At 59.4% G+C, this 14,828-nt stretch carries 14 protein-coding genes; 8 read left to right on the top strand and 6 right to left on the bottom strand.

Translation table 11 applies throughout. The features are described 5' to 3' along the window. Positions 1–21: 21 nt before the first annotated feature. From CFI11_RS20490 to cobU, 3 genes are read right to left on the bottom strand one after another with little or no spacing between them, the layout of a single operon-like run. The gene (locus tag CFI11_RS20490; RefSeq protein ID WP_130409309.1) at positions 22–720 is read right to left on the bottom strand and encodes a glutathione S-transferase; all 699 of its coding nucleotides are present in this window, start codon (positions 718–720) and stop codon (positions 22–24) included. A 60-nt stretch (positions 721–780) separates the two neighbouring features. Next, entirely contained in the window at positions 781–1,359 is a 579-nt protein-coding gene (locus tag CFI11_RS20485) for a histidine phosphatase family protein (protein WP_130409307.1), read from the bottom strand. Further along, positions 1,356–2,006 (bottom strand): bifunctional adenosylcobinamide kinase/adenosylcobinamide-phosphate guanylyltransferase, encoded by a 651-nt coding sequence (cobU, locus tag CFI11_RS20480; RefSeq protein ID WP_130409305.1) that lies wholly within the window; start codon positions 2,004–2,006, stop codon positions 1,356–1,358. The genes CFI11_RS20485 and cobU overlap by 4 nt, the downstream gene beginning before the upstream one ends. Here cobU and CFI11_RS20475 point away from each other — a divergent pair. The 6 genes from CFI11_RS20475 to CFI11_RS20450 all read left to right on the top strand — a co-directional run bounded on the left by CFI11_RS20475 (position 1,981) and on the right by CFI11_RS20450 (position 8,556). Further along, positions 1,981–2,859: an RNA polymerase factor sigma-32 gene (locus tag CFI11_RS20475; protein WP_130409303.1), complete on the top strand. Its 879-nt coding sequence runs from the start codon at positions 1,981–1,983 to the stop codon at positions 2,857–2,859. The two genes, cobU and CFI11_RS20475, sit on opposite strands and share 26 nt — an antisense overlap. A 68-nt stretch (positions 2,860–2,927) precedes the next feature. Continuing rightward, positions 2,928–3,668, top strand: a complete 741-nt coding sequence (locus CFI11_RS20470; RefSeq protein ID WP_371687490.1) for a ChaN family lipoprotein — start codon at positions 2,928–2,930, stop codon at positions 3,666–3,668. A gap of 71 nt (positions 3,669–3,739) precedes the next feature. Continuing rightward, the gene (gene coaBC / locus CFI11_RS20465) at positions 3,740–4,936 is read left to right on the top strand and encodes a bifunctional phosphopantothenoylcysteine decarboxylase/phosphopantothenate--cysteine ligase CoaBC (protein WP_130409299.1); all 1,197 of its coding nucleotides are present in this window, start codon (positions 3,740–3,742) and stop codon (positions 4,934–4,936) included. Between the two features lie 65 nt (positions 4,937–5,001). Beyond that, positions 5,002–5,442, top strand: coding sequence for a dUTP diphosphatase (dut, locus tag CFI11_RS20460; protein WP_130410105.1), 441 nt, complete (start codon positions 5,002–5,004; stop codon positions 5,440–5,442). Continuing rightward, positions 5,442–6,515 (top strand): molybdopterin-synthase adenylyltransferase MoeB, encoded by a 1,074-nt coding sequence (locus CFI11_RS20455; RefSeq protein ID WP_130409297.1) that lies wholly within the window; start codon positions 5,442–5,444, stop codon positions 6,513–6,515. Before dut ends, CFI11_RS20455 begins: the two co-directional genes overlap by 1 nt. Positions 6,516–6,543: 28 nt before the next feature. Next, positions 6,544–8,556 (top strand): M3 family metallopeptidase, encoded by a 2,013-nt coding sequence (locus CFI11_RS20450; RefSeq protein ID WP_130409295.1) that lies wholly within the window; start codon positions 6,544–6,546, stop codon positions 8,554–8,556. A 237-nt stretch (positions 8,557–8,793) separates the two neighbouring features. On the opposite strand, the gene CFI11_RS20445 is transcribed toward CFI11_RS20450, so the two are convergent. Together CFI11_RS20445 and CFI11_RS20440 are read right to left on the bottom strand one after the other, a co-directional pair. After that, positions 8,794–9,417, bottom strand: a complete 624-nt coding sequence (locus CFI11_RS20445) for a hypothetical protein (RefSeq protein ID WP_130409293.1) — start codon at positions 9,415–9,417, stop codon at positions 8,794–8,796. A 468-nt stretch (positions 9,418–9,885) separates the two neighbouring features. Next, a complete protein-coding gene (locus CFI11_RS20440) occupies positions 9,886–11,679 on the bottom strand; it encodes a serine hydrolase (protein WP_130409291.1) in 1,794 nt (597 codons plus the stop codon). A 198-nt stretch (positions 11,680–11,877) separates the two neighbouring features. Between CFI11_RS20440 and CFI11_RS20435 the strand changes: the two genes are divergently transcribed. Together CFI11_RS20435 and CFI11_RS20430 are read left to right on the top strand one after the other, a co-directional pair. After that, on the top strand, positions 11,878–13,071 hold the full coding sequence (locus tag CFI11_RS20435) for an AraC family transcriptional regulator (protein ID WP_165390343.1): 1,194 nt from the start codon (positions 11,878–11,880) through the stop codon (positions 13,069–13,071). 237 nt (positions 13,072–13,308) lie between these two features. Next, positions 13,309–13,989, top strand: coding sequence for a hypothetical protein (locus CFI11_RS20430; RefSeq protein ID WP_130409287.1), 681 nt, complete (start codon positions 13,309–13,311; stop codon positions 13,987–13,989). On the opposite strand, the gene CFI11_RS20425 is transcribed toward CFI11_RS20430, so the two are convergent. After that, positions 13,972–14,712 carry a helix-turn-helix transcriptional regulator gene (locus CFI11_RS20425; RefSeq protein ID WP_130409285.1) on the bottom strand — a complete coding sequence of 247 codons (741 nt, stop codon included), beginning with the start codon at positions 14,710–14,712 and terminating at the stop codon, positions 13,972–13,974. The genes CFI11_RS20430 and CFI11_RS20425 overlap by 18 nt on opposite strands. Positions 14,713–14,828 lie beyond the last annotated feature (116 nt).

The following is a 14,828-nucleotide window of genomic DNA, read 5'->3' as shown; positions in this document are numbered from 1 at the left end:
CCAGAGGCCGTTTTTCAGCGCTCAGGACTGGGACGGGCCGGGATATGGCCAGGGCTCACTTTCACATTTCATGTCGTAAGGGAAAGGATCGTAAGTCACTTCAAGCGCGACTTGGCGCCATTCGTGAAGAGCGGGATCATCCAGCAGCGCAGCACAATAGTGCGCTGATGCGTCTGACACTGGAAGGCCATAGCCCACGATGCGTGCGGCGACGGGGGTAAAAAAGACATCGGCCAGAGAATATCGGCCAAAGAGGGGTCCCGTCTCGGCGCCCGACATGGATCGCGCGTGGGTCCAGAGCATTTCGACCCTGTCCAGATCGGATCTAACAGCGTCGGAGGCGTCAAAGCCCCGCCAGCGTTTCAAAAGCTGCATCGGGCATTCCCCACGAATGGCGCTGAAGCCCGACGCCATTTCGGCGCAAAGCCAGCGGGCCGTGGCGCGTTGTGCGGCATCCCCTGGCCACAGGCCTGCTTGTGGAAAATGCTCCGCCAGGGTCTCTGCCATGGCGAGGCTTTCGCCGACGACGACCCCGTCGGGCAATTGCAGAGCGGGAACCAGACGGGCCGGCTGTAGCGCGGCCAGATCCTGCGACATTGTCCCGGAATAGAGCCCGACGAGATGCGTTTCGCAGGGCAGGCCAAACTTTCTGAACATAAGCCAGCCGCGCAGGGACCAGCTCGAAAACAGGCGGTCGCCGATATAGAGTTTGTAAGTCATGCCAGCCAGCCTAGGCGGTGCACGACCCGCTGGTAAAACGTTGATTTGTGCGCCCTGCGATCACGGGAGATGATTGATCCTTGTGACCTGCCAGCCATTCGAGGTCTGGCTGACTTCCGTGACCGACAGATTGTCTATTTTGTGGGCAAAGGCATCATAGGCTGTGATCCCAAGCGCACGCTGGACCTGCGTCAGGATCACGCCGAAATGCGCCACAAGAATGATATCCTGTTCCCGGTGGGCTGCCATCAGCCTGTCCACCGCGCCATTCACCCGCGCGGTGACGTCATGCCAGCTTTCGCCGCCGGGCGGGCGGATATCGCCGGGTGTCTCCCAATAGGCGCGGATCTGCACGGGATCCTCTGCTTCGACCTCGCGCCAAGTGCGCAATTCCCATGCACCGAAATTGATTTCACGCAAGGCGGGGTCATGCGGCAGGCGCATCCGACCGTCTTGGATCGCGTCAGCCGTGTGCACGGCGCGTTGCAGGTCGGATGAGACCACGCAGGCCTCCGGTGGAAGATGGGCGGAGAGGCGCGCGATTGCGGCGTGGTCCGACAGATCGGCAGGAAGATCGGACCATCCCACCATAGACTTCGCATGCGTCGGCCCATGACGCACCAGATGCAACCGTGTCACGGCAAGCTACCCTTCAAGGCGCGCGGCAATCCGGCAACCACCTGAACAACCAGATCGCATTGAGCGGCCAAGGCGATGTTGAGCTGTCCTTGCGCGTCACGAAAGCGCCGGGCCAAGCGATTTTCCGGTACAACGCCGTGGCCGACCTCATTCGACACCACGATGATGGGCTGATCCGCGCCAAGAAGGGCATCCAACAGCTTGTCCTGCTCCTTTTGCAGATCGTGTTCCGCCAGAAGGTGATTGCTGAGCCAGAGCGTCGCGCAATCCAGCAAAACGACGCCGTCCTCGGGCGCCTGTGACAGGGCCGTGGCGAGGTCGAAGGGCTCTTCAATCGTGTGCCAGCCCGAACCACGGGCAGTTTGATGCCGATCTATTTTTGCGCGCATCTCATCATCAAAGGCTTGGGCTGTCGCAATGTAAGCTTTTGATTTACGGGCGATTTCAGCAAGGCTCTCGGCATATGCAGATTTGCCGGACGCCGCTCCGCCTAAAACGAGCGTTCGCGCAGGTAGCACTTTTTTATCCTTTGAGTGAACCGATCCTCGACTGGCCACGTATCTAACCCAGGAGCGCAAAACAAGGCGCCGAACGGCGCTTTCGTCATCAGGGGGATGATAAATGGCATTGGACAGTGCACGCGACATGTCTCTTTCCCGGCAAGCCATGAAGGCGGAATTGCTGGATGCCGAGACGGAATTGAAACTTGCTTATGCCTGGCGGGATGAACGTGATGAAGCGGCGCTGCATCGCCTGATCACCGCTTACATGCGCCTCGCCATATCGATGGCCTCCAAGTTCAAACGCTATGGCGCGCCCATGAATGATCTGATCCAAGAAGCCGGCCTTGGATTGATGAAAGCGGCCGACAAGTTTGACCCTGATCGGGGCGTACGCTTTTCGACCTACGCCGTCTGGTGGATCAAGGCATCCATCCAGGATTATGTGATGCGGAATTGGTCCATGGTCCGGACAGGATCGACCTCTTCCCAGAAATCCTTGTTCTTCAACATGCGCCGCGTTCAGGCCCGGCTGGAGCGGGAAGCCGCGGCAGCGGGTGAAACGCTGGACCGGCATCAGCTGCACCAGCTTATCTCGACCGAGATTGGCGTGCCGCTTCATGATGTTGAAATGATGGAGGGTCGGCTTTCCGGGTCGGACTATTCGCTCAACGCGACGCAGTCGGTGGACGAAGAGGGGCGCGAATGGATTGACGCGCTTGAAGACGAAAGCGCTCAAGCCTCTGAAACGGTTGAAGACAGTCATGATACAGCGCAGCTGCGCGAATGGTTGCTGACAGCGATGGCCGCGCTGAACGACCGCGAACGCTTTATCGTACGAGAACGCAAGCTGAGGGATGAGCCGCGGACCCTCGAGAGCCTCGGCAACGAGCTGGGTCTGTCGAAAGAGCGGGTACGGCAGCTTGAAGCTGCCGCGTTTCAGAAAATGCGCAAAAACCTTGAAGCGCAGTCGCGAGAAGTGCAACACTTCCTCGTATGAAGCTCTTATCGGCTTTCTGTGCGGTAATTTGGGCCGTCCCTCTTGGGGCGGCTTCACTGTCTGAGGATGTGCTTGGCGTCGTTTCGGGCGCCGACGTTGTTATCCTCGGCGAAGTGCATGACAATCCGCACCACCATGACTTGCAGACAAAAGTGATCGAGCACGTGCAACCCAAAGCGATCGTTTGGGAAATGCTTGACCAGACCCAGGCATCGCGCGTCACGCGTGATATTGTGGAGCACCCTGAAACGCTGGAAGAGGTCTTGGGCTGGAGTGAGACCGGGTGGCCTGATTTCGTGATGTATGCCCCGATCTTTGCTGCTGCGCCTGACGCCAGGACCTATGGCGCGCATGTATCCCGGCCAGACGCACGGACAGCCATGGAAACGGGTGTGGTTGTGGCTTTTGGCGACGAAGCGGCCCGCTTCGGCCTGGCTGATCCGCTGCCAGAGGGCGAGCAATCGGAGCGAGAGGCATTTCAACTGCGTGCCCATTGCGATGCGCTGCCAGTCGAGATGTTGCCGATGATGGTCGATGTGCAACGGCTGCGGGATGCCAGCCTAGCGCGTGCAATCGGCACCGCCTTTGATGAAACCGGCGGGCCCGTGGCTGTGATCACCGGAAACGGCCATGCCCGCGCCGATTGGGGCATCCCGGTTTATCTTGAGCGGATCCTGCCGGACATCACCATCGTGAGCATCGGGCAGGGCGAGGATGCTGCGGGGGCAGCGGGTGAGTTCGACCTGGTTCTTGACGCGCCGGGCATCGAACGGCCTGATCCATGTCTCGCCTTTCGGCAGGGTGGCTAGGCCGATTGTCACTGGCAGATTGCCCCACACAGCCATATGGTCGGATCCGAATGGATGAATGGGTACGCTAAATGCTGGCCTCCAAACGCATATTGCTAATCATTGGCGGTGGTATTGCCGCCTATAAGTCTCTTGAGCTGATCCGGCGGCTTATGGAGCGTGGAGCCGCGGTCATACCCGTTCTGACCCGCGCCGGGGCAGAGTTCGTGACACCTTTGTCGGTGTCGGCTCTGGCGGGCGAGAAGGTTTATCGCGACCTGTTCGATCTGACGGATGAAGCGGAAATGGGGCATATCCAGCTTTCCCGCAGCGCCGATCTGGTTGTGGTCGCGCCGGCCACCGCGGATCTGATGGCCAAGATGGCCGGCGGGCATGCAGATGATCTGGCCTCGACCCTTCTGATGGCGACGGACACCCCGGTGCTGATCGCGCCGGCGATGAACGTCCGCATGTGGGATCATCCTGCGACGCAACGCAACCACCAACAATTGCGGGCCGACGGGATCAGCATGGTTGGGCCGAATTCGGGTGATATGGCGTGCGGTGAACACGGTCCGGGCCGGATGTCCGAGCCTTTGGAAATCGTTGCCGCGATCGAGGCCGCGCTCTCGGACGGACCTCTCAAGGGGAAACGCGTTCTGGTGACATCCGGCCCCACGCATGAGCCGATTGATCCCGTGCGCTACATTGCAAACCGGTCTTCCGGGGGGCAGGGCACGGCAGTGGCCCGGGCGCTTGCCGCGCTCGGCGCCGACGTGGTGTTCGTCACCGGTCCGGCTGATATCCCGCCGCCAGAGGGCGTAACCGTTCACAAGGTTGAAACCGCCCTGCAGATGGATCAGGCGGTTTCATCCGCCTTGCCGGTCGATGCAGGTGTTTTCGCAGCGGCGGTGGCCGACTGGCGGGTCAACAGGGCATCCGATCAAAAGCTCAAGAAGTCGAAGGACGGCGTTCCAGCGCTGGAATTCGTCCAGAACCCCGATATCCTCGCAAAAGTATCGCAGATGGGTGAAGGGCGCCCGGATCTGGTCGTTGGATTTGCCGCTGAAACGCAGGATGTGGTGGCGCATGCCACGGCGAAGCGCGCGCGCAAGGGATGTGACTGGATCGTGGCCAACGATGTCTCGCCAGAGACCGGCATCATGGGCGGGGCGGAAAACGCGGTGGTGCTGATTACCGAAGACGGTGCCGAGCCTTGGCCGCGCATGAGCAAGGATGCGGTTGCCACGCGCCTTGCCGAAAGGATTGCAGGCGCATTGGCAGGCTAGATGAGCAGTTCGGCACGGAGGCCGATACCTCAAGGAGGCGGGATCACAACGTGGTTCGGATCGAAATGACATGGGAAGACGGCGCTGACTGCAGCCTGGGTCTTCCAACTTACAAGACCGCTGGCGCGGCGGGCGCGGATCTGTGCGCCAACCTTCCCGATCGAGGGTATATCGAGCTCGAGGTCGGGGACCGGGCCATTGTGCCCACGGGGCTACGCCTGGCGATACCCGCCGGGTACGAGGTTCAAATTCGTCCACGGTCGGGCCTTGCGCTGAAGTATGGGATCATGATCCCCAACGGTCCGGGTACCATAGACAGCGATTATCGCGGACCTCTTGGTGTGATCCTTTTGAACGGTGGCGCGCAACGCTTCGTGATCGCGCATGGGGACCGGATTGCGCAAATGGTGGTGGCCCCGGTGGTGACGGCCACGTTCGTCGAAGTTGCCGCTTTGGACGATACCGCGCGCGGCACCGGTGGCTTCGGATCCACGGGGAGGCACTGATGCTGCTTGTCTTTGCAATGGCCGGTGCACTTTGGGGTGTCGGATATGCTATGGGAACACCCGTGCGGGTGCGCGCGCGGATGTTGCTGGCGCTCTTCGCCGGTGTGTTGCTGTTGCAGGTGATCCTGCCCAACGGACATCCCCTGCGGGAGGCAACCGGGGGATCGCCGGCTTTGTGGTTGCTGATCGCCGGTTTTGTCGGCCTGGCCTTGATCTATCGCGAAGGGCTGAAAGTGCTGCGCACCCGGGCAGAGGCCAAGGAGGCCGCCGAAGCGCCGCGTCACATTCCGGAGACGTTTTCAGAAACCGAACTCAACCGATACGCACGGCACATCGTTTTGCGCGAGCTCGGCGGACCCGGGCAGAAACGCCTCAAGGATGCCAGAGTGCTGGTGATCGGAGCGGGCGGCTTGGGCGCGCCCGCGCTGCAATACCTTGCGGCCGCTGGAGTGGGAACGATTGGCGTGATCGACGACGACAAGGTCGAAAATGCCAATCTGCAAAGGCAGGTCATCCACCGCGACGCCGATATCGGCATGCCCAAGGCCTTTTCCGCCGAGGCGGCTATGACAGCACAGAACCCGTTCGTGACCGTGAGGCCCTATAACCGGCGTCTGACGGAAGAGATCGCTGCGGACCTTTTCGAGGATTACGATCTGATTCTTGACGGGACGGATAATTTCGACACGCGCTATCTGGCCAATCGCATGGCCGTCGCGCAGGGCAAGCCCCTGATATCCGGCGCCTTGTCGCAATGGGAAGGACAGATCAGCGTCTTCGACCCTGCCTGGGGCGCGCCCTGCTATCAGTGTATCTTTCCCGCGCCGCCCTCTGCGGGTCTCGCCCCGTCCTGCGCCGAGGCGGGCGTGGTCGGCCCCTTGCCGGGGGTTATCGGGTCCATGATGGCGGTCGAGGCCATCAAATTGATCGCCGATGCAGGCACGGCGTTGCGGGGCGAGATGCTGATCTATGACGCGCTTTATGGTGAAACCCGCACGATCGCAGTGCAGCGGCGTGCCGATTGTCCAACATGTGGACGCGCCGCTCTGGACGCCGAGAAGGCGCGTGCTTAGCTTTGCACGAGGCGAGGAGGCCGCTCTTATGACGAACCCGATCCTGCAAGACTGGAACACCCCTTTTCAGATCGCACCGTTCGATGCGATCTCGGACAGCGATTTTGCACCGGCACTCGACGAGGCGCTGGTCACACATCGCGTCGAAATCGACGCGATTTCCAACGGGGCCGAGCCAGCCAGCTTTGCAAATACGATCGAGGCGCTCGAAGCGTCGGGTCGCGATCTCGACAAGGTCCTGTCGGTCTTTTTCTCGGTGGCCGGTGCTGACAGCAATGCCGAGCGCGAGGCGCTGCAACGGGACTTCTCGCCCAAAATCGCCGCTCATTTTGCCGAGATATCGGCGAACAAGGCTCTTTTTGCCAGGGTGAAAACAGTCTGGGATACCCGTGATACCCTGGATCTGACGGCCGAACAGCAACGCGTTCTGATGCTGTCTCACCGCGGGTTCGTGCGGGCCGGGGCCGCCCTGGACGGCGAAGCCGAAGCGCGGATGAAAGAGATCAAAGGGCGTTTGGCAAGCCTTGGGACCGCTTTCACTCAAAACCTGCTCGCGGACGAGCGGGACTGGGCCATGCCGCTTGAGGAACATGATCTGGAGGGCCTTCCGCAATTCGTTGTCTCGGCCCTGCGCAAAGCCGGGGAAGAGCGGGAGGCCGATGGACCCGTGGTGACCTTGTCGCGCTCCACCATCGTTCCCTTCCTGCAGTTCAGCCCCCGTCGTGACCTGCGTGAGACCGCGTATCGTGCCTGGGCCGCGCGTGGGTCAAATGGCGGAGACACGGACAATCGCGAGATTGCGGCGGAAATCCTGTCGCTGAGAGAAGAGCGTGCCGCGTTGCTGGGATACGCGTCCTTCGCCGATTTCAAGCTTGAGACCGAGATGGCAAAGACGCCAAAGGCGGTGCAGGATCTGTTGATGGCTGTTTGGAAGCCGGCCAAGGAGCGGGCCAACCAGGATGGCGGCATTCTCACCGAAATGATGCAGGCCGATGGGGTGAATGGTCCGCTTGAGCCATGGGATTGGCGGTACTATGCGGAAAAGCGGCGCCTGGCAGAGCATGATCTGGATGAAACCGAATTGAAGCCGTATTTCCAGCTCGACCGGATGATCGAGGCCTCTTTCGCCTGTGCAAAACGTCTCTTCGGCCTGGAGTTCAAGCCGCTCGACATCGCGCTTTACCATCCGGATTGCCGGGCCTGGGAGGTCACCCGCGGCGGTGAGCATATCGCGGTGTTCATCGGCGACTATTTCGCGCGTGGATCGAAACGCTCCGGCGCCTGGTGCAGCGCGATGCGGTCTCAGGCCAAGTTTCCCGAAGTTCAGGCCCCGGTCGTGATCAACGTGTGCAACTTCGCCAAGGGCGATCCCGCGCTTTTGTCCTATGACGATGCGCGCACGCTCTTTCATGAATTTGGGCACGCCCTGCACCAGATACTGTCGGACGTCACCTATGAAAGCGTGTCGGGTACGTCAGTCGCCCGTGATTTCGTCGAATTGCCCAGCCAGCTTTACGAGCATTGGCTGGACGTCCCCGAGGTTCTGGCAGAGTTTGCCATCCATGCGGATACGGGCGAGCCCATGCCCAAAAGCATGCTGGACAAGGTGCTGAAGGCGTCCACCTTCGATATGGGCTTTCAGACCGTCGAATACGTGGCAAGCGCGCTGGTCGATCTTGCCTTTCACGAAGGGCAGGCCCCCTCCGATCCAATGGCCAAACAGGCGGAGATCCTGGACCAGATCGGGATGCCTCATGCCATCGGGATGCGCCATGCCACGCCGCATTTCGCACATGTCTTCGCGGGCGACGGCTATTCGTCCGGGTACTACAGCTATATGTGGTCCGAAGTGATGGACGCCGATGCGTTCGAGGCGTTCGAGGAAGCGGGCGATCCGTTCGATCCCGAACGGGCCAGGGCGTTGGAGACCCATATCCTGTCCTCCGGCGGATCGCGCGAGGCAGAGGATCTCTACATCGCGTTCCGCGGCCGTCTGCCGGGCGTCGACGCCCTCCTGAAAGGCCGCGGCCTCGCCGCCTGAATCGGAACGCCCGCAAGGACGCGGACGGTCAGCCAACCCTCGTGCCCGTCGATCCTGCTTTCAGGCGACGCTCCGAGCAGGTCAACCTGTAGGCTCACCACAGGTCGCAGAACGGCGCGGCGCGTTGACTGCTTGATGTGTGGTCCGAATAAGTCAGCCCTGAGCGGACACTGCTGAGATGCCCAGCCATCACATATAAGGGCTTATGCGCCCAAAATAGTCAGAAGGTCGAAGTAGCTAGAACCGACGACTTGCGAACCACTTCAATGATTTTGCGATAGCGGCTTGGATATCAAGCTCAACACCAACATATTTCAGCTTGCCTGAAACTATCGGTCTATTCTCAAATTCATGTGAACCCGTAAACTCGAAGTCGGAAAGCGGGTTCCCTTCGGAGATGTCCGATACGACGCTTTTGAGAACCTTCAACACATCCTGTTTGTTCTCGCAGAGCTTACCCAACTCCAGAATAATCCAAGGCGTTTTTACAGAGGCGGTCGTATCAAATTCCTCGTCTGTGTACTCGACGTAGTCGTCTTCACTGCCGCGCCTTTCAGAGAAGTATGCTGGGGGCAGGCTCGAAATGAAAATTGCAGGACAAATCTGGCTTGGGTCCTTTCCGGCAACCTGATGCCACGACAAAACGTCACTAGCAAAATCCATGTTGCCGACACTGGTCACAATTATCGCATTCCCGAGGTGAGCGAAGTGTGCTTCTAGGCTAGGCAGCTCAGCAGTAACCGCTTCCATGACTCCGTCAGAGAATTTATAATAATCCAATACGTACACGAAATACTTGATTTCATTCAGCTCTGGCGCTGCGTTTGCTATTTGCGCGACAGAAGAAACATGTAGACCCACAGTCTGATCTCCTCTCAGTCAGTTCACGTGTGGTTCAGCCTAGCTTTTTCCAAGCGACTACCCCAACCATGTTTCGCGTGCCACCGTCCGGTGCGTATGTCATAAGTTACGTGACAGCGTCCAAACCGCAATAAATCAGGCCGCGGATGTGGTGTACAAATCTGGTGCGAGGCTTCCCCTTTTAGCTTCACATATTTCAACTTTGCAAAGTCTGCTTCCTGCGCATCATGGTCGTTCGGGATTAGCATCATACACCGTGAACTGCCGGTGGTATTTACCCATGGGTAACCATCCGCGCCTATTAGCCAGGTGATCGCGTGAAATTCGGATCCGTTGGACGTTCCTAACCTCCGGATGTCACCCGCCGGAGCGCAATTGTAGAGGCACAGCCGGCAAGGATAGCGCATCTGGCACCAGCGTTCTCAAAACGCGTGCTGATGCCAGATGCGTCTGCGGGGACTTCGCGGGTTAAAAAAGGAAATCCTCCGCGCCGATCTCGGCGGTTTCGTGATGGGAGATCAGGACACTGTCCGCCCCATAGTGAACGAGCGTCTGTGTCGCGCTCTGCTTCTCGATCCTTAGGTCGGCGAAGGACAAACCGGTGTCCGAAAAGTCGAGACGATCCAGCCCGTCCTCGAAGTCGCGGATCTGGTCGTGGCCGTCGCCCGCAACGAACCGGAACGTGTCGGCCCCCTCTGCGCCGAAAAGGGTGTCGTCTCCGGAGCCTCCGCCCAGGTTGTCAGCGCCGCTGCCTCCGCGAAGCAGATCGTTCCCCGCACCGCCGCGCAGCACGTCCTGACCTGTGCCCCCTTTCAGGACATCGTCACCCGCCCGGCCATAAAGCATGTCATCGCCGGCCCCGCCCGACAGTTTATCGTTCCCTTTGCCCGCGGCGAGCCGGTCCGAACCGTCCTGACCGATGAGCTGATTGTCGGCAAAGGCGACCTCTCGCATGTCCCTGAGGATATCGATGTCGTCCGGTTCGTCTTTGCCGATCCAAAGGGTCGATCCGTCCTCGAAGGAAAAGCGCCCGGTGTCCAGATCGGTCAGCCCGCCATCGAATGTCAGCGTCGCGCCCTTGAGGCTAAGCGCCGTCTGAAGGGCGCCGTCCACGTCCCTGCTTTCGTCCAGCAACAGATCGGCGGCGGTCCCGATGATGGAGAAATGGTCGGCGTCCGCGTCGAAATGCGCCCAGTTCTGATCGGCGAGGAGCGCGGTAAAGACGTCGAACAGCATCTTTGTGGGGTCGGCGTCGGAATGGGTCGACGCGACCGATATGATCGTGCCGCTCTGGACATGTAGAAAGGTGGAGGAATTGGTGCCCAGCGTGCCGCCATGGAAGCCGATGAATTGCTGCCCGTGCAACGTGCCGGATGCCAGGCCAAGGCTGAAGCCATCCAGGCTCGGATTGCCATCCGTGTCCCGAAACTCGGTCATCTCGGCCAGCATCTTGGGCGACAGCAATGATTTCGACACCAGAAGGGCATCGAGGAACCGGATCATGTCGGAGGTCGTGGAAACCGCGCCGCCGCTCGCGCCAACGATGAGGGGGATGTCGGTCACATCGACGGGGGAGCCCAACCCCAGATCGGTATAGCTGCGCAGGCGGCCTTCTTCGGTCTCCAGCCCGTTCATGCGCGTCTCTGTCATACCGGCCTGTTCAAAGATCCGATCCGCAAAGGCGGTCTCCACCGCGGTGCCGGTCAGCGTTTCGATCAACTTGCCAAGGAGCAGGAAGTTGGTGTTCGAGTATTGATATTCAGAGCCGGGGACGAATTGAGCGGGAACGGACGCGGCGAGCGCAAGGAGATCGTCCGGCCCGATCGGGGTTGTTGGATGTGCAATCAGCTGCGCGATATAAGCTGGCGTGCCATCGGGTCCGGCGATCGCTTCGAAGTCGGTGATACCTGAACGGTTCGACAGGACCTCTCGCACCGTTGCGACATCGGCATTCGGCAGGTCGTCGATCACGTCGGCAGGAAGATAGTCGGATAGCGGCGCGTCGAGGTCGACCAATCCTTCCTCGACCAGTTGCAACACGACCACCGACGTCATCATCTTGGTTTGAGATCCGATCTCGAACGTGTTTTCGTGTCCCGCGGCCTCTGGCGCCTGCAGGTCGATCACACCCGATGCGTCGCGAACTGACAGGCCGTCTCGCCATATCTCGATGAGGGCCGCCGGCGGGCTGCTCTCCTCCTCAAACTGTTGCATGCCATCCTTGGCCGGCGCGGTCAGCGTTTTGGGATCGAAAGTCGCCATCTTGAGTCTCCTTTGACATTTACTGTGGGATCGTCCGCTGACCTGACTAAGCGGATCGCCAGGATTGACTGACAGGGCCTACCCTCGCGGACAGGAATTCCGTGTCTCCCGATAGGGACGGACAGATCCGGGATGCTGTCAGATGGTGTTTTGGCAAAGGTCGGGATAGAAGCGCATCGTGCCGGCAGGAGAGTGCCCGTGGAAGATGTTCAACACGTCGATGTCGTATTTGCGGCCGTCAAACTCGGCCTGTGTGGGCTGGCTGCATATGCCCTTTTCTGGCGCTCGGAACAGATGTCGGTCAATCTTCCCCTGTCTCTCTTTTTCCTCGCCCAGTCGGTGGCCTGCCTGCATCTGATCTTTGCCACGCCTCTGGTCATCCCCACGTCGTTCCCGCTGCACCTGCTGTTTGCGCTTAGTCTGCCGGCATCGCTGGTCATGAAGCCGCTGCTCTGGGTCTATGTCAGACGGTTGACCTGCGAAGATGCGGACAGGCCCGGTTGGCCGCTCCTTCATGCGCTGCCCGCCCTTGCCGGGCTGGCCATTGGCCTGGCGTTTCTGAGCTTGCCGGGTCACATGCGGACCGGCCTGTTCGAGGACGTGCTGCCAGACGCTGTTCTGGCCTCCGGCACCGCCCTTTTTGTTGGCTATGCCATGCTCTTGATCAGCCTTGTCTTCCTGGCTCAGGTGGCCGTCTACATCGCCCTCATTCTTGGGCGTCTAGCGCGCTATCGTGCCCGTCTGAAAGATCTCTTTGCCAGCACCGAGGACCGGGAGATGCGCTGGATCAGCACCCTTGCGATATCGGCGATTGGCTTCTGGGGCATCAGCACTGTGTTTATGGCGCTCGACATCTTTACGTTGCCGTCAGACGTGATGTCAGTGGTCAATAACGTTGCTGCGTTGGTCGTTTTGTCTGTGATCGCGGTCTGGGGTTTGCGGCAAAAGCCCGGATTTCTCCGCATGCCGTCGGCGGCTTCGGAAACAACGACACAGATCAAGTACGAGCGTTCCGCGCTCAGCGCCGATCAGTCAAACCGTATTGCCCGCAAGATCGATCTCGCGATGCAACGCGACGCGCTTTATCGGGATCCAAACCTGTCACTCTGGGATCTGGCCAAACATGTGGGCGTGACATCGAATTACCTGTCACAGACGCTGAACGAAACCATTGGCGAGACCTTCTTTGACTACGTCAACAAATGGCGGATCCGGGAGGCGGTGCGCCTGATCCAGTCCAGCGATGAAACGATCCTGGTGATCTCATACGATGTGGGCTTTAACTCGCGGTCCTCGTTCTACAAGGCGTTCAAACGGGAAACGGGCATGACGCCCACGGCGCTGAAGCGGCAAGTCGAAGAGGCCGCGACCGTCGCCGATACCGCCGGATAGCTGCTGGGTGGTCCATCGCATCAGATGGGGCCGACACAAATGCGGGCAGTGACTTCTTTCAGGATCATGTTGCCGGGTCGAAAGTCGCCCCTTAAAGCGACGTCGGGGTATCTGCGGCGGTCTGGTTCCACAGGGATTGGAGTTTTCCATAGTCAGCTTTTCGTTGGGAGCGCCCCTAAAACGCATATGATGCCACACAAGGCATAAGCAGTCAGAAGACATACGGGCGAGGGGACGATGGGAGAATACGAAAAGGCCGAGCTTATTGCGATCTGTCGCGAGAAGCTATTGGCGGACGGGTTTTCGGTTCGTGTCGAGCAGGACTTCGACATGGTGCCCAAGATTATCGAAGCGATTGGCAAGCCTTACCTCACCCCCAAGATGTCTCCGTTCTTCAATGATTTTACCGGTGAGAATTGCTTTTGGCTGCTGTTGCAGAAGGAGGGTCAGATCGTCGCCGCGGCGGGAACACGGCTCGACGATCTGGGTGACGCAAGCATCACCGAATACTGGCGCCGAACCATGCGCCGGCACTATGGCGAGGGAAAGGAAGAGGTCGTCACCGAAATCGCCAGTCCGATCGAACAGGATTTGCGCGGACGACTGGCTTACTTCGGGGATCTTTACTTTACCCGCGCGGCCGGGCGGTCACTGAACACGGTGCGCCGCTTTGTACTGATCGGCCATATGATCACCGCGCTGAAATGGAACCCGGATTGGACATATGCCTTTCTGCGCGAACGGGATGTCAAACGCGGCGGCTGCTATCACTATGGCTTCAACCGCTTCATTCCCGATGCGCAGTTCTGGATCGATCCTCCCGCACCACGTGAGAATACGGAATATTGCGTGATGACCAATCGCCGGGACCTCGCTTATATGGCCGAGGCCTATATCCGTTCACCGGAACGGCTTTGAGTAGCTGAGAATGGCATTGGACCCGTCGCTGCGCTGGACGGGCAAAAGCAGTCGCAGATAGTCCAACCTGATCTTTTCGGCGTGACCGGGGGCCAGCACGTCAAGATATTCTTCTGAAAGCACGGCTTCGCCTTGGGCGGCTGTTTTGTAGGATCGCAAGAGCGCGCTTTTCAGCGCAGGATCCTTCACTTCATCAAGAGCAAACTGCAGGGCGCTGACCTCGGACGTGCCCAGCGTTCGGCTGGAAAGACTGTTGCTTCCCATGCGAAGAACCTCAAGCCGGTCCGAGGAGGCCACCGGCGCGCGGTAAAGATCGAACCAGTCTTTCATTGCGTTGAAACCGGAAAGCTGACGACCGTATTTGTACCAGTTTGACATCATGTCATCGATCAGCGGTTCCTGGCCGCGAACCACAGCGGCCTCGCGCAGGCTGCCTGCGATCTGGTCGAAGAATTGCAGCGCCTTGTCGGTCATCGGGCCATCTTTGGACAGATCCGACAGATCAAAGCTTTGATCTGTCGTGCCGGCCAGAAAGGCGAGTGATACTTCGAGTTCCTTTGCCATCCTCACCGCGATGTCGAAATTGGGATTGGCGGAGGTGCTCAGGACCGTAGAGACATAGTTCGGGCTCATCCCCAGGGCCCTCGACAGCTTGGCCCTGTTTCCGGCATAGACGGGAGACGCGTCAATCGCCTTGACCAACCGTTCGTGGAAAACACTCATTTTTTCGACATCACATACTTGCATAATTATTTATGACTCTGTATAAGATAATGGGCTAACAAAGCAACTAGTATAAATTCTTTAACGAGTAGCCTGCCCCTGTTTTCTGTCATAGT

The organism is Thalassococcus sp. S3 (genome assembly GCF_004216475.1).
GTDB lineage: Bacteria > Pseudomonadota > Alphaproteobacteria > Rhodobacterales > Rhodobacteraceae.
Note: the sequence above shows the minus strand (reverse complement) of the source record. Positions and strands in the feature narration are given on the sequence as shown.